19 protein-coding genes and 1 tRNA gene are annotated in these 20,535 nt (G+C 36.6%); 7 read left to right on the top strand and 13 right to left on the bottom strand.

All coding sequences use genetic code 11. The features are described 5' to 3' along the window. Positions 1–125 precede the first annotated feature (125 nt). The 4 genes from A6J68_RS01930 to A6J68_RS01915 are packed head-to-tail and all read right to left on the bottom strand — an operon-like array spanning position 126 to position 3,665. Positions 126–1,205, bottom strand: coding sequence for a sensor histidine kinase (locus tag A6J68_RS01930; RefSeq protein ID WP_001879097.1), 1,080 nt, complete (start codon positions 1,203–1,205; stop codon positions 126–128). After that, positions 1,189–1,860: a response regulator transcription factor gene (locus A6J68_RS01925; RefSeq protein ID WP_000590687.1), complete on the bottom strand. Its 672-nt coding sequence runs from the start codon at positions 1,858–1,860 to the stop codon at positions 1,189–1,191. The genes A6J68_RS01930 and A6J68_RS01925 overlap by 17 nt, the downstream gene beginning before the upstream one ends. Positions 1,861–1,890: 30 nt before the next feature. Further along, on the bottom strand, positions 1,891–2,577 hold the full coding sequence (locus A6J68_RS01920; RefSeq protein ID WP_001274148.1) for an ABC transporter ATP-binding protein: 687 nt from the start codon (positions 2,575–2,577) through the stop codon (positions 1,891–1,893). Further along, positions 2,577–3,665 (bottom strand): ABC transporter permease, encoded by a 1,089-nt coding sequence (locus A6J68_RS01915; RefSeq protein WP_000017576.1) that lies wholly within the window; start codon positions 3,663–3,665, stop codon positions 2,577–2,579. The genes A6J68_RS01920 and A6J68_RS01915 overlap by 1 nt, the downstream gene beginning before the upstream one ends. Positions 3,666–3,846: 181 nt before the next feature. On the opposite strand from A6J68_RS01915, the gene A6J68_RS01905 reads away from it, so the two are divergent. Genes A6J68_RS01905 through A6J68_RS01880 form a run of 6 tightly spaced genes read left to right on the top strand, consistent with a single transcriptional unit; the run spans position 3,847 to position 9,568 of the window. Next, the gene (locus A6J68_RS01905) at positions 3,847–4,833 is read left to right on the top strand and encodes a LacI family DNA-binding transcriptional regulator (RefSeq protein ID WP_000104360.1); all 987 of its coding nucleotides are present in this window, start codon (positions 3,847–3,849) and stop codon (positions 4,831–4,833) included. Then, positions 4,826–5,737: a ribokinase gene (gene rbsK / locus A6J68_RS01900; protein WP_000065861.1), complete on the top strand. Its 912-nt coding sequence runs from the start codon at positions 4,826–4,828 to the stop codon at positions 5,735–5,737. Before A6J68_RS01905 ends, rbsK begins: the two co-directional genes overlap by 8 nt. Then, the gene (rbsD, locus tag A6J68_RS01895; RefSeq protein ID WP_000750738.1) at positions 5,712–6,110 is read left to right on the top strand and encodes a D-ribose pyranase; all 399 of its coding nucleotides are present in this window, start codon (positions 5,712–5,714) and stop codon (positions 6,108–6,110) included. The genes rbsK and rbsD overlap by 26 nt, the downstream gene beginning before the upstream one ends. Before the next feature lie 15 nt (positions 6,111–6,125). After that, entirely contained in the window at positions 6,126–7,604 is a 1,479-nt protein-coding gene (locus A6J68_RS01890) for a sugar ABC transporter ATP-binding protein (RefSeq protein ID WP_000687218.1), read from the top strand. Position 7,605: 1 nt separating this feature from the next. Beyond that, positions 7,606–8,547 carry an ABC transporter permease subunit gene (locus A6J68_RS01885; RefSeq protein ID WP_000794187.1) on the top strand — a complete coding sequence of 314 codons (942 nt, stop codon included), beginning with the start codon at positions 7,606–7,608 and terminating at the stop codon, positions 8,545–8,547. 52 nt (positions 8,548–8,599) lie between these two features. Beyond that, positions 8,600–9,568 carry a substrate-binding domain-containing protein gene (locus A6J68_RS01880; protein WP_000668255.1) on the top strand — a complete coding sequence of 323 codons (969 nt, stop codon included), beginning with the start codon at positions 8,600–8,602 and terminating at the stop codon, positions 9,566–9,568. Positions 9,569–9,607: 39 nt separating this feature from the next. Here A6J68_RS01880 and gltX read toward each other — a convergent pair whose 3' ends face one another. Then, complete coding sequence (gene gltX, locus A6J68_RS01875; protein ID WP_001284498.1) at positions 9,608–11,062, bottom strand: glutamate--tRNA ligase; 1,455 nt, start codon at positions 11,060–11,062, stop codon at positions 9,608–9,610. A gap of 285 nt (positions 11,063–11,347) precedes the next feature. Here gltX and A6J68_RS01870 point away from each other — a divergent pair, with 285 nt between their 5' ends. Further along, the gene (locus A6J68_RS01870) at positions 11,348–12,514 is read left to right on the top strand and encodes an IS30-like element ISSag9 family transposase (protein ID WP_000160598.1); all 1,167 of its coding nucleotides are present in this window, start codon (positions 11,348–11,350) and stop codon (positions 12,512–12,514) included. 202 nt (positions 12,515–12,716) lie between these two features. Here A6J68_RS01870 and A6J68_RS01865 read toward each other — a convergent pair whose 3' ends face one another. From A6J68_RS01865 to rpoE, 8 genes are all read right to left on the bottom strand, one after another. Next, entirely contained in the window at positions 12,717–14,036 is a 1,320-nt protein-coding gene (locus tag A6J68_RS01865; RefSeq protein WP_000759712.1) for an FAD-containing oxidoreductase, read from the bottom strand. A gap of 153 nt (positions 14,037–14,189) precedes the next feature. Further along, a complete protein-coding gene (locus A6J68_RS01860; protein WP_000214741.1) occupies positions 14,190–14,687 on the bottom strand; it encodes a beta-class carbonic anhydrase in 498 nt (165 codons plus the stop codon). A gap of 135 nt (positions 14,688–14,822) precedes the next feature. Next, complete coding sequence (gene radA, locus A6J68_RS01855) at positions 14,823–16,187, bottom strand: DNA repair protein RadA (RefSeq protein ID WP_001085195.1); 1,365 nt, start codon at positions 16,185–16,187, stop codon at positions 14,823–14,825. A gap of 161 nt (positions 16,188–16,348) precedes the next feature. Further along, on the bottom strand, positions 16,349–16,795 hold the full coding sequence (locus A6J68_RS01850) for a dUTP diphosphatase (RefSeq protein WP_000049182.1): 447 nt from the start codon (positions 16,793–16,795) through the stop codon (positions 16,349–16,351). A 62-nt stretch (positions 16,796–16,857) separates the two neighbouring features. Continuing rightward, positions 16,858–16,943, bottom strand: a tRNA-Leu gene (locus tag A6J68_RS01845). A 46-nt stretch (positions 16,944–16,989) separates the two neighbouring features. Beyond that, positions 16,990–17,916, bottom strand: a complete 927-nt coding sequence (locus tag A6J68_RS01840) for an alpha/beta hydrolase (RefSeq protein ID WP_000723857.1) — start codon at positions 17,914–17,916, stop codon at positions 16,990–16,992. 108 nt (positions 17,917–18,024) lie between these two features. Then, positions 18,025–19,629: a CTP synthase gene (locus tag A6J68_RS01835; protein ID WP_000170433.1), complete on the bottom strand. Its 1,605-nt coding sequence runs from the start codon at positions 19,627–19,629 to the stop codon at positions 18,025–18,027. Between the two features lie 272 nt (positions 19,630–19,901). Further along, a complete protein-coding gene (gene rpoE / locus A6J68_RS01830) occupies positions 19,902–20,477 on the bottom strand; it encodes a DNA-directed RNA polymerase subunit delta (RefSeq protein ID WP_000418430.1) in 576 nt (191 codons plus the stop codon). Between the last annotated feature and the right edge of the window lie 58 nt (positions 20,478–20,535).

The following is a 20,535-nucleotide window of genomic DNA, read 5'->3' as shown; positions in this document are numbered from 1 at the left end:
TTGTAATATTATACACTTGCTATATTTATTATCAAATATTTTTATAGTTTTTGTCTATTTTTAGTATATTTATTTCTAAACAAATAAAACAATAACTGCCAATTGGCAGTTATTGTTTTAAATAATTATGATAAAGGTAGTTCTACACAAAATTCTGTTCCAATTTCCAACTGACTGGAGACACTAATATGTCCCTTACAAAGAACAATTATACGTTTAACTATTGCTAGTCCTAATCCATTTCCTTGTTGATTATGCGACTGATCCGCTTGGTAAAATTTATCAAATATATGCTGAACATCATATTGAGAAATTCCCCTACCTTTATCAGAAATAATAACTCTCAGATAATGATTATTAGTTTCTTCCATTCGTACACTTAAGTCTACAATATCCTCGGAATATTTTATTGCATTATCTAAAAGGTTTATCCAAACTTGCATCAGCAAGTCAGAGTTTGAGTAAACAGTATATGGTTTTGAATCCAGTTGAAAATTTATCCTTTTAGCTTGCCAACGTTCTGTTAAACTAATCATTGCTTGACGAATTTGTTCATCTACACGAACAGAGGATAGCTCCCCAATAGTCTCCTGATTATCCACGCGCGACATTTGCAACATCGTATCACATAATCTTGTTAACCTTAGGCTCTCTGTTTTAACAAGACCTAATAACTCACTTTGTGTTTCTTCATCTAATTCTGGATCTTGTAATAGTTCTACAATATTAGCTACTGCAGCAATCGGAGTCTTTAGCTCATGAGAAACATTAGTGATAAAGTCTTTTCGCATATGATCCATATGAGATAAAGAAACAATCATCTGATTAATACTTTCAGATAGCTCATCCAATTCATTATAATACTCATAGGATTTACGACGATTACTGTTTCGATAAATATGCCCTTCAAAGTCACCGCCTGCAACATTGGACACAATATGGCTAATATCTAAAATTGGTTTTGTTAAATGATAAGAACCGTACCACATACTAATACTAGCTATCACAAGGCTTAAAAAAACAACAGCGAGAGCGCTAACTTGTAATACATGAGTAGTTAAGACTCCTTGAAAAAAAGTAAAAACTATTGCTGCAACTAGTAAAAGAGAAGCTAGGACTGAGAAAAGCATCGTTAACACAAACATTAATGTGAAATAAAATCTTAACGGAAACCGAAATCGCCTTAGCTTAGTCATTTTTTGCACGATACCCTACCCCTCTCACCGTTTCAATCTTAAAATCTGGTAAGTGTTCTACTTTTCGTCTAATTTTATTGATGCAAGCATCTACCACCCGCTCATCTAAATCAGTATCCATTCCCCAAATACTATCCAATAGTTCTAAACGTGTGAAAATCCTATTAGGATAGCTAAGTAAGTGGAAAAGAACCCTAAATTCTTTCTGAGGAAATACAATTTCTTGCTCAAAATATTTCAAGCTTAATTCATCTTCATTAAGACAAGTATTCCCAATAATTAGCTGATGTTGAGCTACAATATTAGCTCTCCTCAAGAGTGCCTTAATACGTAAAGCTAATTCTTGTAACTGCACAGGCTTAACCATATAATCATCTGCACCAAGGCCAAACCCTTTTGTCATATCTTCCATTTGTGATTTTGCTGTCATAACAATGATTGGGACATTGTAAGCAGCTGACCTGAGTTCTTGAATTAATTGATAACCATCCATCATGGGCATCATGATATCAGTTATAATCAATTGTACTTCTTCTGTATCTAGACAATTTAGAGCTTCTTGTCCATTTGAAGCAGTGATAAATTGGTAGCCCTCTTGTGTTAATTTTGTGGTAATGATTTTTTGTTGAACAATGTTATCCTCTACAACTAATATTTTAATCATTAAATCACCTCTAGCTTATTGTAACACAAGTTAGAAGTTTTCTTTAACTAATTTCCCGTCCTTTAAACGATAAACGGTATCTACTAAATCTAGAACGCGCTCATCGTGTGTCACCATAATAGCTGCAGTATTATGTGATTTAACTTCCTGACGAATAAGTTCTGTAACTTGACGCCCACGTTCTTCATCAAGGCTAGCTGTTGGCTCATCTGCCAAGATAACCTTAGGATGATTAATAAATGCTCTAGCAATTGCTGCGCGTTGCTTTTGTCCTCCCGATAATTGGTTAGGGTATTTATGTGCACACTGCTCTATTCCTAAATCTGATAATAATTTATTAATTTCTTCCAAGCTTGTTTTCTTATCATAGTGTTTTGCAAATCGAGCCTCTTGTTGCAACTGTTCTTGGATTGTTAAATAAGGAAGCAGTTGATGACTTTGAAATATAAAACCTAGTGCTTCACGGCGCAATTGTGTTCTTTGTCTTTGAGACAAATCCGTAACGTTCTCATGATTGACATACAAACTACCTTGATCTGCACCAAGAAGTAACCCTGCAATGGATAAAAGTGTGCTTTTACCTGAACCTGAGGGTCCCAGTATAGCTACAAACTCACCTGCAGAAACTGATAAATCTAAATTATCTAATATTGATAAAAGCTCATCTCCATCTGGATAGTGTTTTGAGATGTGTTTTAATTCTAAGATTGCTGACATTATTCTCCTCCCCCATTAATAACTTCGACTGGGTCGATTTTAGCAACTTTTACAATTGACAAAGCACTACTAATCATTGCAATGACTAAAAATACAAACGATACTAGAATAATATTTTGCCAATTAATAACAAATGGCATTTGAGCTGGTAATACATAAGAGAGAGCAATCGCCAATCGATCTCCAACAATGATACCAAACAGTGCCAATATGATGACTTGACTCAATTGAAATAGGGCAATCTCTGACATTTTTGTCCCAATAGCTTTCATGACGCTAAATTCATGACGTTTTTGAAGTGTGATGATGTAGAAAAAGACACCTAAAATACCAGCTGAAGCTACGACAAGGACCCATAAAATCATATTCAAAGTGGATTGTTCAGCACTATAACCAGGAATATGTTGAATGACATCTTTTTTACTAACAGCTTCTAATTGAGTTGGTAAATGAGATATACTTTTATCATTTTTCATAACTAATGCCTGAGGTAAGAACTGGTATTGAGGATTAATCTTTTTATTAATTTCGGTATAAATGTCTTTATCAATAAATGCCACAGGTCCGTGACCATACATACTATTATGGACAAATCCAACGACTGTTAGTGATATAGATGATGACTTATCAATCACTTTATCACCTAACTTTATCCCTTCAGCTTTTAAACTATCATTTAAAATAATAGCTTTTTTGTAACTTGTCAGTTGTTTTCCCTCAGAAAGTGTAGGTGCCATAAAAGAATCTTTATCAATAGCAAAATAAGAAATATCAATTTTCTTTTCATGTCCTTGTCGAGTTAAACTCGAACGTTGAATATTTAAAGTGGTACTATCTTTTAAATTCAAACTGTTTAAATCTGTCTGATCTTTAGTTGTCAATACAGATGATGTAATCACTTGTTCAGCACCTTCATTCAAAATATAGGTTTGAGCTGGGTTATTTTCAATAGCAGCACTAACAGCTCTACCTAAACCGTTTGCTAAACCTGATAAAAAAACTACCATGAACATCATAACAATGATTAGCAATTCAATCAGGAGGTATTTTTTCTTATAAAAGGTTAATTCTTTCCAAGCATGTGACATGGTTTTTCTCCTTTGATCTTTTGATGTGAACATAGTATCACAGCTTTATGACTTGAATATGACCTCTAAAAATAATGATATTTTATCATTAAATTATTTAAAAAATAGCTTGACAATTTTTTAGTAAGCGATTACAATTCTAATTATGAAACCGTTCCCACAATAAAAGAAAGGAGTTTCTATGAGTACGATTAGACAAGTCGCCGAGAAAGCTGGCGTATCAACATCTACTGTCTCAAGGTATATATCCCAAAATGGTTACGTTAGTCAAAAAGCAAGTCAAAAAATCGAGCAAGCTATCCGCGAACTCCATTATGTTCCAAATTTCCTTGCACAATCTCTGAAAACCAAAAAAAATCAACTTGTTGGATTACTACTTCCCGATATTTCAAACCCTTTCTTTCCAAGACTTGCTAGAGGAGTTGAAGAATTTCTAAAAGAACAGGGTTATCGTGTCATGCTTGGCAACACAAATAACAAGAGCCATTTAGAAGAAGAGTACTTAAATGTGCTATTACAAAGTAATGCTGCAGGGATTATTACAACACACGATTTCACCAAAAATCATCCTGAAATAGATATTCCAGTTGTAGTTGTTGACCGCGTTAATCAAGAAACACAGTACGGCGTTTTCTCTGATAATAAAGAGGGAGGAAAATTAGCAGCTCAAGCTATTTGGACAGCAGGTGCTACCAATATATTACTCATTCGTGGTCCGCTAGATAAAGCTGATAACCTTAATCAAAGGTTTCAAGGAAGCCAAAATTACCTATTAAACAAAGGGGCTCGTTTTGCTATCGAAGATAGTGCCAGTTTTGATTTTGCAGAGATTCAAATTGAAGCGAAAACTTTACTTGACCACCATCCAGATATTGATAGCATTATCGCTCCATCTGATATACATGCTATTGCCTACCTACACGAGATTCTTAATCGAGGGAAGCGAATCCCTGAAGATGTACAAATTATTGGTTATGATGATATTTTAATGAGCCAATTTATCTACCCTTCGTTGTCAACTATTCACCAATCATCATATATTATGGGACAAAAAGCAGCTGAATTAATTTTCAAAATTACTAATCAATTACCTATTACCAATAAGCGTATTAAATTACCCGTTCATTATGTCGAACGTGAAACCCTAAGGAGGAAAATAGATGAGTAACATTGTCATTATCGGTAGTATTTCCATGGACTTAGTTATGGAAACCAATCGTATCGCCAAAGAGGGAGAAACCGTATTTGGCCAACGTTTTTCAATGGTTCCAGGAGGTAAAGGTGCTAATCAGGCTGTCGCTATTGGGCGTCTTAGCCAAGATCGAGATAATATTACTATTCTTGGTGCCATTGGCGAGGATTCTTTTGGTCCCATTCTTTTGGATAATTTAAACAAAAACCATGTTACTACGGATTTTGTGGGAACGATACCATCTTCTTCAGGTGTTGCCCAAATCACTCTTTATAATAATGATAATCGAATCATTTACTGTCCTGGAGCCAACGGAAAAGTTGATACTAAAAAGTGGTCTCAGGAGTGGTCAATAATTAAAGAAGCTGATTTAGTTGTATTACAAAATGAAATTCCTCATCAAGCAAATATGAAAATTGCTAATTTTTGTAAAGAACATAGTATTAAATTACTCTATAATCCTGCACCATCTAGAAAGACTGATATTGAGATGCTCGATAAGGTCGATTATTTCACACCAAATGAACACGAATGTCAAGAGCTGTTCCCAAACCAAAAACTAGAGGATATATTAGCCACATATCCTGAAAAACTAATTGTAACACTCGGCACAAAAGGAGCCATCTACTCTGATGGAAAAGAAAGCCATTTAATTCCTGCCTTAGAAACTAAAGCTGTTGATACAACTGGTGCAGGTGATACTTTTAACGGTGCATTCGGTTATGCTATCTCGAAAAAATTTAAGATTGCTAATGCCTTACGTTTTGCAACTCTAGCTGCTCACTTATCCGTGCAAAAATTTGGTGCACAGGGTGGCATGCCTACAATTAAAGAAATGGAGGACAACCAACATTATGAAAAAGACTGGTATATTAAATAGTCATCTCGCTAAATTAGCAGATGACCTTGGGCATACTGATCAAGTTTGTATTGGAGATCTGGGTCTACCTGTTCCAAATGGCATTCCAAAGATTGATTTGTCTTTGACCTCTGGAATACCTAGTTTCCAAGAGGTACTTGATATCTATTTAGAGAATATCTTAGTTGAAAAAGTCATTTTAGCAGAAGAAATCAAGGAAGCAAATTCGGATCAATTATCAAGGTTATTAGCTAAACTTGATAACTCTGTTAACATAGAGTACGTCAGTCACAATCATTTAAAACAAATGACCCAAGATGTCAAAGCAGTTATTCGTACAGGTGAAAATACACCGTATTCAAATATTATTCTACAATCTGGTGTTATCATCTAGAAAGGAGTTTAGTCCATGAAAATTGACATGAGGAATATCTCCAAATCCTTCGGTACTAATAAAGTTCTAGAGAAGATTGATTTGGAATTACAATCTGGTCAAATACACGCACTTATGGGTGAAAATGGTGCGGGTAAATCAACCTTAATGAACATTCTAACAGGACTTTTTCCAGCAAGTACAGGAACTATTTATATTGATGGCGAGGAACGAACTTTTTCAAACCCTCAAGAAGCAGAGGAATTTGGTATTAGTTTTATTCACCAAGAGATGAATACTTGGCCGGAAATGACTGTCTTGGAAAATCTCTTTCTTGGACGTGAAATCAAGACAACTTTTGGCTTACTCAATCAAAAATTAATGAGACAAAAAGCACTTGAAGCTTTTAAAAGATTAGGTGTGACTATTCCCCTAGACATCCCGATTGGTAACTTGTCTGTTGGACAACAACAAATGATTGAAATCGCCAAAAGTCTCCTAAACCAACTCTCTATTTTGGTAATGGATGAACCGACTGCTGCTTTAACAGATCGTGAAACTGAAAATCTTTTCCGAGTTATCCGAGGTTTAAAACAAGAAGGAGTGGGCGTTGTCTATATCTCCCATCGAATGGAGGAAATTTTTAAAATCACTGACTTCGTAACCGTCATGAGAGATGGTGTCATTGTAGATACAAAAGAAACATCACTCACAAATTCTGACGAATTGGTTAAAAAAATGGTTGGCCGAAAATTGGAAGATTACTATCCTGAAAAACATTCTGAAATTGGGCCTGTTGCTTTTGAAGTTAGTAACCTCTGTGGAGATAATTTCGAGGACGTTTCCTTTTATGTCCGTAAAGGCGAGATTCTTGGATTTTCTGGATTAATGGGAGCTGGGCGTACTGAAGTTATGCGAACTATCTTTGGAATTGATAAAAAGAAGTCTGGTAAGGTGAAAATTGATAACCAAGAAATCACTATTACTAGCCCAAGCCAAGCTATCAAGCAGGGCATTGGTTTTTTGACCGAAAATAGAAAAGATGAAGGTCTCATCCTAGACTTCAATATCAAGGACAATATGACTCTCCCTAGCACTAAAGATTTTAGCAAACATGGTTTCTTTGATGAAAAAACAAGCACAACATTTGTGCAACAATTGATTAATCGCCTCTACATTAAATCAGGGAGACCAGATTTAGAGGTTGGAAATCTTTCTGGAGGTAACCAACAAAAGGTCGTTCTCGCTAAATGGATTGGTATTGCTCCTAAAGTCTTAATTCTTGATGAGCCAACACGTGGTGTTGATGTCGGAGCTAAACGAGAGATTTACCAATTAATGAATGAACTAGCAGACAGAGGTGTTCCAATTGTCATGGTATCATCAGACTTACCTGAAATTCTAGGTGTTAGTGACCGCATCATGGTAATGCACGAAGGTCGAATCAGTGGAGAACTCAGTCGAAAAGAAGCTGACCAAGAAAAAGTTATGCAGCTAGCCACAGGAGGTAAGTAAAGTGAAAAATATGATGAAATATATATCAGAGTTAACAACCCTGATTGCATTAGCTGGTTTAATGGTTATTATCACACTCATTAATCCTAATTTCCTCACAACCAATAATCTACTCAATTTATTATTACAAGTAACTGCAAATGGTTTTATCGCTTTCGGGATGACCTTCGTTATTTTGACTGGCGGTATTGATTTATCAGTCGGGTCCATATTAGCCCTATCTAGTGCATTAACAGCTGGATTAATCGGCCACGGAGTACCCGTTGGTATTGCTATCGTTTTATCTGTTGCCTTAGGTGGCATCTTGGGAATGCTAAACGGACTCTTCATTTCTTACGGAAAATTAACACCATTTATCGTTACACTGGCAACAATGACTATCTTTAGAGGAGCAACGCTAGTTTATTCAAACGGCAACCCAATTACCGCTGGATTATCCGATAGTTTTCTATTCCAATTTTTGGGACAAGGCTATATTGTTGGTATCCCATTCCCAGTCATTCTCATGTTTCTTACTTTTATTATTTTGTATATTTTGTTACATAAAACAGCCTTCGGGAAATCTGTTTACGCTTTAGGAGGTAATGAAAAAGCAGCGTATATCTCGGGTATTAAGTTAAACAAAGTTAAAATTATCATCTACACTATCTCAGGTATCATGGCTTCCATTTCTGGGTTAATTATCACATCACGCCTTAGCTCAGCACAACCAACAGCTGGAGCAAGTTATGAGATGGATGCTATTGCCGCCGTTGTCTTAGGTGGAACGTCTTTATCTGGTGGGAAAGGACGTATCATTGGAACATTGATTGGTGCTCTCATTATTGGTGTCCTGAACAATGGATTAAACATCATTGGTGTCTCTGCATTTTGGCAACAAGTTGTGAAAGGTATCGTTATTTTAATGGCTGTTTTACTTGATCGCTTTAAAGTAGCAAAATAGTCTTTACTCTAATTTCTATAAGTTCATTATATTTTATCTAAAGGAGTTTCAAATGAAATTTGGAAAAAAACTTGGCTTTCTAGCCTTATTGATGTCTATTGTCCTCATTCTCGGTGCATGTGGTAAAACTGGACTTGGAAATTCTTCTGGGAATTCTACAAAAAATGTAACCAAAAAATCTGCTAAAGATTTGAAACTAGGTGTATCTATTTCAACAACTAACAACCCCTACTTTGTTGCGATGAAAGACGGTATTGACAAATATGCGAGCAATAAAAAAATAAGCATTAAGGTAGCTGATGCTCAAGATGACGCCGCACGTCAAGCAGATGATGTTCAAAACTTTATTAGTCAAAACGTAGATGCTATTTTGATTAATCCCGTTGACTCAAAAGCTATTGTAACAGCTATTAAGTCTGCAAACAACGCTAATATTCCTGTTATTCTAATGGACCGTGGTAGTGAGGGAGGCAAAGTATTAACTACTGTCGCTTCAGATAACGTTGCTGCTGGTAAGATGGCTGCGGATTATGCCGTTAAAAAACTAGGCAAAAAAGCAAAAGCCTTTGAATTATCTGGAGTACCAGGTGCCTCTGCTACTGTAGACCGTGGTAAAGGATTTCATTCAGTTGCAAAATCTAAACTTGACATTCTTTCAAGCCAATCTGCCAATTTTGACCGCGCCAAAGCTTTGAATACTACACAAAATATGATTCAAGGACATAAAGATGTCCAAATTATTTTCGCACAAAATGATGAAATGGCACTTGGGGCTGCACAGGCTGTCAAATCTGCTGGCTTGCAAAATGTTCTTATCGTAGGAATTGATGGTCAGCCAGATGCCCATGATGCCATTAAAAAAGGTGATATTTCAGCCACTATTGCACAACAACCAGCTAAGATGGGAGAAATAGCTATTCAAGCAGCAATTGATCATTATAAAGGCAAAAAAGTAGAGAAAGAAACGATTTCTCCAATTTACCTTGTTACCAAAGACAATGTTGAAAAATACAATTGGTAAAAGTACACAAAAAGTCGTGAAAATTCACGACTTTTTATATTATAATTTTGCTAACATATTATCGATATGTTGAACTGATTTTTCTTTACCTAATAAATAAATAGTATCTGGTAACTCTGGTCCATGCATTTCACCAGAAACCGCAATACGAATAGGCATAAATAGGTTCTTACCTTTGATGCCTGTTTCTTTTTGAACAGCCTTAATTTGAGGGAAAATAGTATCTCTAGTGAATTCTTCGTCAGAAAGCGATACTAACTTTTCCTTAAAAGCAGATAAGACTGTTGGGACTGTTTCTGCTGCCATTACTTCTTTTTCGGCTTCTGTTAATTCTGGAAAATCTGCAAAGAAAAGGTCTGTTAATGGTACAATCTCATCAGCCGATTTTAATTGAGGTTTATAAAGCTCAACTAATTTTTCAGCTTTGTCTGTAAGTCGACCAGCTTCTTCTAAGAATGGTTTGCAAAGTGCAAAAACACTCTCAAAATCAGCATTTTTTAGGTAATCATTACTCATCCAATCCATCTTCTTCTGATCGAATGCTGCTGGTGATTTGCTAAGACGATTTTCATCAAATAGATTAATTAATTGCTCGCGTGAGAAGATTTCTTCTTCTCCACCAGGATTCCAACCAAGAAGGGCAATGAAATTAAAGACAGCTTCCGACATATAACCTTTTTTACGATAGTCTTCGATAAATTGAAGAGTATTTGTGTCGCGTTTTGATAATTTCTTACCAGTCTCTGAGTTTATAATCAATGTCATGTGACCAAATTGTGGCGCTTCCCAACCGAGTGCTTCATAAACCATTAATTGTTTTGGCGTATTTGCAATATGGTCATCGCCACGAATAACATGCGAAATTTGCATGTCATGATCATCAATGACTACTGCGAAATTGTAAGTTGGATAACCATCTTTCTTCTGAATAACCCAGTCTCCGCCGATATTAGAGCCTTCAAACTCAATGTCACCTTTTACCATATCAGTCCACTTATAAATCCCAGATTCATTAACAGCAAGGCGTACTGTCGGAATGATGCCTGCTGCTTCACGTTCTGCAATGTAAGCTTCTTTTTCAGTTTCTGACATTCCGATAAATTCGTTGATATAGCGAGGTGTTTCGCCTGCCAATTCTTGGCGTTCACGCTCTGCTGCTAATTCTTCCTCAGTCACATAGGACTTGTAGGCTTTACCTTCTGCTAACAACTGATCAATATAACGTTGGTAGAGCTCAAGGCGTTCTGATTGACGATAATTTTCATGTGTTTCAGGGCTTTCATCCCAGTCCATACCTAGCCAACGTAAGTTCTCCAATTGAGAGCGTTCACCATCTTCGACGTGACGTTTTCGGTCAGTATCTTCAATACGAATAACAAAATCCCCACCATGATGGCGAGCATAAAGGTAGTTAAAGAGCGCAGTACGCGCATTTCCGATGTGTAACAATCCTGTTGGACTTGGTGCATAACGCACACGAATCTTATTAGCCAAAATTCTACTCCTATATTTTCTGATAGTAAACTTTTTCAGTTTAACTGAATTAGTCAAGGGGGCAAAACATCATTCAAACTCTTACAGATGATTGCCAATCAACCCTATTATACCACTAAATCACTAAAAATGATAATCAGTAATAATAGTCACACTAATTTTCGATAAAAAGTAATTTCTCAAAGTAAGTTCCGTCTGCCCTCCAAAACCGGAAGTTAGTGTGAAAAGGATTTTTATGGTGGAATTAAGTCTGAGACGTTTGGGTTAGAAATGAGTTTATCCATCATGACAAAACACAAACACCTAACTCTCTCAGACCGTAATGACATCCAATCTGGTTTGGATAGAGGAGAAACCTTTAAAGCCATCGGGCTTAATCTACTGAAACACCCTACTACTATCGCAAAAGAAGTCAAACGAAATAAGCAACTAAGAGAATCAACCAAAGACTGCCTAGACTGTCCGCTACTAAGAAAAGCTCCCTATGTTTGTAATGGGTGTCCAAAGAGGAGGATCAACTGTGGTTACAAGAAGACCTTCTATCTTGCTAAGCAAGCTCAAAGAAACTATGAAAAACTTTTAGTTGAATCTAGAGAAGGAATCCCTTTGAACAAAGAGACCTTCTGGAAAATAGATAGAGTGCTTTCTAATGGGGTCAAGAAGGGCCAACGTATCTATCATATCCTCAAAACCAACGATCTAGAAGTGAGTTCTTCAACCGTTTATCGACACATCAAGAAAGGCTACCTATCCATCACACCAATCGACCTACCCAGAGCTGTGAAGTTCAAAAAAAGGCGAAAGAGCACACTCCCTCCTATTCCAAAAGCGATTAAAGAAGGGCGACGGTACGAGGATTTTATAGAACACATGAACCAATCAGAGCTGAACTCCTGGCTTGAAATGGACACGGTTATTGGACGGATTGGTGGAAAGGTCCTTCTCACCTTCAATGTCGCCTTCTGTAACTTCATCTTTGCCAAACTGATGGATTCTAAGACAGCTATCGAAACTGCTAAACACATACAGGTCATTAAGAGGACACTCTATGATAACAAGAGAGACTTCTTCGAACTCTTTCCTGTTATCCTAACGGATAATGGTGGGGAATTCGCTAGAGTGGATGATATTGAGATAGATGTTTGTGGACAGTCTCAACTCTTCTTTTGTGACCCTAATCGGTCTGACCAGAAAGCAAGAATCGAGAAGAATCATACCCTCGTGAGAGACATACTGCCTAAGGGGACTTCCTTCGACAACTTGACTCAAGAGGACATTAATCTGGCACTATCTCATATCAACAGCGTTAAGAGACAGGCTCTAAATGGTAAAACGGCTTATGAGCTATTCTCTTTTACTTACGGAAAAGACATCGCAAGTATACTCGGTATTGAGGAAATTACTGCGGAAGACGTCTGCCAATCTCCCAAACTATTAAAAGACAAAATCTAACCTAATCAACTAACTGATACAACCTAAACGTCTCACACTAACTTCAACCATAGCGGAACTTAGTCTGAGACGGATTTTCGTTGGTTTTTATTGGTTTTTATCAGACTAAATTCCATTTCTACTAGAGGTGGAACTTACTTTGAGAATTTAGCTTTTCGATAAAAAAAGTAAAGCAAAATTGCCTTACTTTTTAAAAATATTCTTAAAAGTTAAACAAATCATTAAAATTCTCTACCATTGTTGGGTGAGTGAAAATTTGTTTTTGGAAATAAGTATATGGGATTTTATTATCCATTGCCATTGTGATGATATTAATTAATTCATGGGATTCTGCACCAAATAAGCGAGCTCCCAAAATAAGATTTGTCTCAGTATCTACCACAACTTTAAAAATACCTCTAAGGTCATTATTAACATGTGCACGTGGCATGGCAGAAACAAGAAGGCTATTAGATTTAACTTGATATCCTTTTTCCTTAGCGGTCTTTTCATCTAGACCTACCGTTGCTAAAGGAGGATTTGTAAAGGTTGAAGTCGGTACTGCTCCTCGATTTTTTAGAGAATAATCCTTATCACCATTCAAATAATTTAAGACAATACGTGAGTCATCTAAAGAAATATATGTGAATTGAGGGCCGCCATTAACATCACCAACTGCAAAAATATTCTCAACAGAAGTTTGGCAATATTCATCAACAGCAATAGCTCCACGTTCTGTCAATTTAATATCTGTATTTTCAAGTGCTAAACCTTCTGTATTTGGCTTACGTCCTGTTGCATATAATACTGCATCAAAGCTTAATTTTTCATCCTCAAAGCTAATAACAACGTTTTCATCTTCATTTTGCACAGATTTGATATCGGCTGATAATTTAAAAGATATCCCCATCTCTTCTAAATAATCTTGAGCCATCTCTGATAATTCCTCTTCCTCACGCGCAAAGATACGAGATTGACTATCAATAACTGTCACTTTGCTCCCTAATTCGGAATATAAAGTCGCAAATTCAAGCCCAATATTACCGCCTCCAATGATACCTAACCGTTTAGGAAGATGAGCCAATTCTTGGATTGCCGTTGAATCATAAACATGTTGAGAATCAGCTAATCCTGGAATTGGTAATTGTACTGACTTAGCACCAGTATTGATAATAATAACATCAGCTGTAAGTTCTTGTTTGTCAGCTCCTCCTGTTAATTCGACCACTTTATTTGATATAAAGCGAGCTTTAGCATTATAAACATCCACAGTGTCTTTATTATCCAACATAGCAAAATTTTTAGCACGTAAACGACTTGTAACTTCATTTCTAGTAGTCATAGCTTCTTGAAAATCGTGATTTTTGCTAGCTGATACTAAAAGCGTTTTTGTCGGAATACATCCAATGTTGATACATGTTCCCCCATACATTTTATCGTCTTCTTCGACCATTGCAACGCTTTTACCTTGTGTTGCTAATTTTGCTGCTAATGTTTTACCTGCTTTACCAAAACCAAGAACAATGACATCATATTTTTTCATTTTAAATTTCCTCCGCTTTTATAATATAGTTTCAGTATAGCAAAAGATGTTTCCTCTGTCTGAATTCCAGCATAAGGCATGATAAGCCTAACTGTTACCTTTAAATCTAGTTTTCTAAAATAAAAAAACCCATCGCTAAGGACAGGATTTTTTCTATTTAACTTCCACCATACGACCAGTATCTACATCATAAATAGCACCAGAAATAACAACATCATTTGGGATTAATGGAGAAGCATGTAATTTTGCCACATCTTCACGAACGCTTTCTTCAATATCATTAAAAGGAAGAAAATCATGTCCATGCATATCAACACCCAAATCTCTCTGTAATTGAGCAGCAAAAGCTTCGTTAGTAAACGTCTGTGCTCCACAATCTGTATGGTGTAGAACAACGATTTCTCGTGTTCCTAATTGTTGTTGCGAAATAACTAAAGAACGTAGAACATCGGCTGTAACTCGTCCACCAGCATTACGTAAAATATGAGCATCTCCTAAAGCTAGCCCTAGAGCTTGAGCAACGTGTAAACGAGAATCCATACAGGTTACAATAGCAACCTTTGTCTTTGGCTTGATAGGTAGATGAGCTGTTCCATGTAAGTCAGCATAGGCTTGATTGGTTTTTAAAAAGTTATCAAAATAAGTGGTCATAGAGATCTCCTTTGTTAGTGTAACATCATTCGATATTTACTAAATACCAACCCTTTTATATTATCATTTTGCCCATTATTTTTCACGAAATGTCTCTCGCCACCAAAAAAGATTCGGCTGAACCGAATCTAATCATTATGTTGAAAACACTGCTTTTAAGACCTGACTAACAGTTGTCACACCAATAACATCAATGCCTTTAGGTATTTCAATCCCAGCTAGAGAATTCTTTGGTGCGTAAATTTTAGTAAAGCCCAATTTACTAGCCTCATTAATACGTTGCTCAATACGTGTCACGCGACGAATCTCACCAGTGAGTCCAATTTCTCCAATAAATGATTCTTGTGGATTTGTGGGTTTTTCTTTGTAACTGGAAGCAATAGCTACAGCAACAGCTAAATCAATTGCTGGTTCATCCAATTTAACACCACCCGCTGATTTTAAATAGGCATCTTGATTTTGAAGCAATAAACCACAACGTTTTTCTAGAACTGCCATAATAAGACTGACACGATTAAAGTCAAGACCTGTGGTTGTGCGCTTAGCATTTCCAAAAACAGTTGGAGTCACTAAAGCTTGAACCTCTGCTAAAATAGGCCTTGTTCCTTCCATAGTAACAACAATAGCAGATCCTGTTGCACCGTCTAAACGTTCTTCAAGAAAAACTTGACTTGGATTCAAAACTTCAACTAGACCACCCGACTGCATTTCAAAGATACCTATTTCATTGGTCGAACCAAAACGGTTTTTGACTGCCCGTAAAATACGGAACGTGTGATGACGCTCCCCTTCAAAATAAAGAACCGTATCCACCATATGTTCTAGCATTCGAGGGCCTGCTAATGTTCCCTCCTTAGTCACATGACCTACAATAAAAGTAGCAATATTATTAGTTTTAGCTAACTGCATCAACTCAGCGGTCACTTCGCGAACTTGGCTAACAGAGCCTTGGACACTTGATACTTCGGGACTCATAATAGTTTGTATAGAATCAATAATAAGAAAATCTGGTTTAATCTTCTCAATCTCCGACCGAATACTTTGCATATTAGTCTCGGCATAAAGGTAAAATTCATTATCGATATCGCCTAGACGCTCACTTCGTAACTTAATCTGTTCTGCAGATTCCTCACCTGAGACATATAATACTGTACCTTTATTAGCTAGCTGAGTTGATACTTGTAGTAATAAAGTAGATTTACCTATCCCAGGGTCTCCTCCAATCAGAACCAAACTTCCTGGTACAACACCGCCTCCTAGAACACGGTTAAATTCATCCATATCAGTCTTAGTTCTAGAATAGTTAATTGAGGAAACATCTTTTAACTTCGTCGGTCGGGACTTTTCACCGTTCAAACTAACTCGTGCATTTTTAACTTCTTGAACTTCAACCTCTTCTACAAATGAAGACCAGGCTGAGCAATTTGGACAACGTCCCAAATACTTAGGTGATTGGTAACCACACTCTTGACAGGTGAAGACTGATTTTTTCTTAGCCACTCAGGCCTCCTTTATAACTTCTAAATTAATATGATAGCTTGGTACCAAATAACTAGTACACTCATTATATCACACCAAGTTAGAGAAAATATAAGTTTACTCTCATCAAAAAAGGCTAAGAAGTAAGTCTAGCCTTTTCTAACATTATTCGTAAAATAATTTTATTTTCCAGTACTACCAAAACCACCTGTACGCATTCCTGTAGCCTGATCGTCATCTGCCAATAAGAATGGGGCAAAAACAGCCTGAACAATCCGTTCCCCTTCTTCTAAAATAACAGCCTGATCAGTAATATTTTGCATCTGTGCAAAAATATGTCCTTCATTGACTTGGTTATTATAGTAGTCACCATCAATAACACCAACTGAATTTATTAGGACAATCCCTTTTTTACGTGGATTCGATGAACGATCATAAAGGTACAGGACCTCCCCTGGTTGCATGTGTGCTTTAATACCGGTCGGGACCAATGTAATTTCACCAGGTTCAATAACCGTTTTTTTAGCTACTTTTAAATCATAGCCAGCTGCGTGAGCTGTTTCTCGTTTTGGTAATAACTCTTTATTGCTAAATTGGCTAACTAATTCAAAGCCACGTACTTTTGACATGTGATACTCCATCTTTATCTTAAATATGCAAAAAGTCGAGTTCCAAATGAACTCGACTAGTCTGCGGAGAGAGGGACTTGAACCCTCACGACCAAAAGCGGTCACAAGATCCTTAGTCTTGCGCGTCTGCCAATTCCGCCATCCCCGCTTAACAACATAATAAATTATATCAACTTATCATATTGTTGTCAATATTATTTTTCATATTTTTTCAAAAAACTAGAGATACGTTTCTCATATTTTTCTGGCTCTGTTTCAAAAGATTTCGCATGTTTTGCCCCTTTTACAATATAAAGCTCTTTCTTACCTGCTGTAGCTTTATAGTTGTCATAAACCATACTTGTTGGAACAAAATTATCCTTATCACCATGAATAAAGAGGGCTGGTAAATTATTCTTTTTCAATTGTTCGACACTACTTGCTTGTCCATACGAAAAACCTGCTCTGATTTTAGAAATTGTTGAAACTTCATATAAGAGTGGGAAGGCTGGTAAACCATACATCTCTTTAGCCTGAAATTTTAATTCATCCCAAACACTAGAATAACCACAATCTTCAATGATATTAACAACCTGACTAGGTAATTTTTCACCACTAGCCATCATGACTGTTGCTCCACCCATTGAAACACCAAATAAAGTAATTTGGCTTGATGGATTCTTATCCACTATCATTTCTGTCCATTTGATAATGTTCTCGCGGTCGTTCCAGCCATAGCCTATCAACTGCCCATGACTTTCACCATGTGCAATGTTGTCAGGCATAAGAACATTGTATCCTAACTTATGAAACAGCCAACCATATGCCTTCATATTCTCTTTGCTATTCGCAAAACCATGAACGACAACAACTGTCTTATGAGTTTTCTTAGCAGCAGGAACATACCAAGCAACTTGCTTTATATTTTGGTTTGTCATTTCTATTTTTTGCTTTAATAGCTTATCAAAGGATTTATCATAAGCATATAAAGAGTTTCCAGGCTTACGTTGACCATTTGAAATAAAGGATTTATCATCTCGAACTTGGGCAACGTGGAAAAAATAAAAACTAGCTGCTACACTAATTAAAAACAAAATAACAACAATCATTTTAATAAACTTTGATAATCGAATCTTTTTCATGCAACCTATTATACCTTATTTTTAGAAAAAGAAAAGAGCTAATGATACTTTGATAGTGAAACTATCTAAAAAAATAAAATCGCCTCCTAATACTGGGAGGCGATAAAGTTATTTCATATTTTCAACTGCTGCTGTTACAAAAGCTGTGTAAAGCTCTTCAGCATGGTTAGGACGTGATTGTAGTTCTGGATGGTATTGTGCTGCAACAAAGAATTTTTTCTCTGGTAACTCAACAACTTCCATCAAACGATTATCCGGTGATACCCCTGAGAAGACAAATCCAGCAGCCTCAAATTGCTCACGGAATTTTGTATTAAATTCATAACGGTGACGGTGACGACGTTGGACAACTTCTTGATTATTATAAGCTGCCGCAGCTCTTGAACCTGCTTTCAATTTACATGGATATAGACCAAGGCGAAGTGTACCACCCATATCTTCAATATCGATTTGATCACGCATGATATCAATGATTGGGAACGGTGTTTTAGGGTCAAGCTCTGCTGAATTAGCTCCATGAAGGTTTAAAACATTACGCGCAAATTCGACACAAGTTAGCTGCATTCCGAGACAAACACCAAGCATTGGAACATCATTTTCACGTGCATAGCGAATTGCTTCAATTTTACCCTCACTACCTCTTTGGCCAAATCCACCAGGAACGATGATACCATCTGCATCTCCGACAAGTTCTTTAATATTATCTTCTGTCACTTCAGCAGCATTTACCCATTTTAGGTCAATAGCAACATCGTTGACGTACCCTGAGTGCTTAAGGGCCTCCACAACTGAAAGGTAAGCATCAGGTAATTCAACATATTTACCAACCAATGCAATTTTAACTTTTTTCTCAAGGTTCATTACTTTATCAACCATTGCTGACCATTCTGTCATATCAGCAGCAGGTGTCTCAAGCTTCAAGTGATCACAAACAATTTGATCCATATTTTGAGCTTGCATGTTAAGTGGAATTTGATAAATATGGTCAACATCAAGGGACTCTATAACAGCCTCTGGTGCAACATCACAAAATTGTGCCAATTTATTCTTAATACTTTGACCTGCTGGTTGCTCTGTACGGATAACAAGCATATTAGGTTGGATACCTAGGCCACGTAACTCTTTAACAGAATGTTGAGTCGGTTTTGTTTTCATTTCGCCGGCAGCCTTTAGGTATGGTAATAACGTTGTATGAATGTACATAACATTATCAGAACCAACATCTGCCTTCATTTGACGAAGTGCTTCTAAAAACGGAAGGCTCTCAATATCTCCAACAGTACCGCCAACTTCAGTAATAATAACATCTGAATCTGTAGTTGTCGCAGCACGTTTGATTTTTTCTTTCAAAGCATCCGTAACGTGTGGGATAACTTGAACAGTTGCACCAAGGTATTCTCCACGGCGTTCTTTTTTAAGAACTTCACTATAAATCTTACCCGTTGTAACATTTGAATACTTGTTTAAGTTAATATCAATAAAACGCTCGTAGTGTCCAAGGTCAAGGTCAGTTTCTGCACCATCATCTGTAACATAAACTTCCCCATGTTGATAAGGGCTCATTGTCCCTGGGTCAATATTAATATATGGATCAAATTTTTGAATTGTCACCTTTAGCCCACGGTTTTTTAGTAAGCGCCCAAGACTTGCTGCAACAATCCCCTTACCAATAGAAGAGACCACACCACCTGTAACAAAAATATACTTTGTCATTAAAAACTCCTTAAATTAAATGTTAATCTAACAGTTAGTTTACGGGTAAAACCCAAAACACATGATTGATAAATAATACCAGCTTCTCTAGTCAAAACTAGTAGAAACTATCTGATCAAGGGCCTACTCAGAAAACTATCTGGAACCATTCTGTATCTTTCCCAAAAACAAAATAGCCCCCTATCACTAGGGAGCTTTATCTGACCTCATAAGAGGTGCCCGAATAATAGTTTAAACTATATCTGACTATTTGTCAAATACAAAATCCCCATCTAAACCTCTTCTTCCTCTTCTTCCTCTTCTTCCTCTTCTTCGTTGATTTCTACATCCTCATCTAAATCTTCATCAGGAATGATTTCATTAATCTCAGAATCATACGATTCTACCTCTGATTTTTCATCGTCAGGGTTTTCTTCATCATATTCTAAACTTGGTGTTTCTTCTGTGAAATCTTCATCTTCTGGATCATCATCATTGTAATCAATAGCATCTTCATCACCATCCATGAAAGCATTGACACGTTTCTTCTTACGTTTTGGAGCGCCATCTTCATCTTCTTCAAGAGTGATGATTTCCTCGTCAATTTCATCGATAGCATACCATGAACGAAGTCCCCATTTGTTTTCGCCAAGTGGAATAAAACTTCCGTCTGTATTCAAATCTGAATAGAAAAATGGCAATGACTCACGGATTGCTGAGTCAGATTTTCCAAGGTAGGTTTGAATATCATTTACCAAATCGCTGAAGTACATTTCGTTATCACGACCACGTTGCTCTAAAATAGCGCGAGCAACTTCAATCATCGAAAGTTCACTTTTTTCTTGCCCAGCAAATACTTCTAATTCCAAAGTTATTCTCCTTAATTGTGTAAGACTATCATTTTGTTTAGCAATATTCTTTATAGAT

Origin of the sequence: Streptococcus sp. 'group B' (genome assembly GCF_002073795.1) — a bacterium.
In the GTDB taxonomy this organism is placed as follows: Bacteria; Bacillota; Bacilli; order Lactobacillales; family Streptococcaceae; genus Streptococcus; species Streptococcus agalactiae.
The sequence above is the reverse complement of the archived record's forward strand: the minus strand, read 5'-3'. Positions and strand labels throughout refer to the sequence as shown.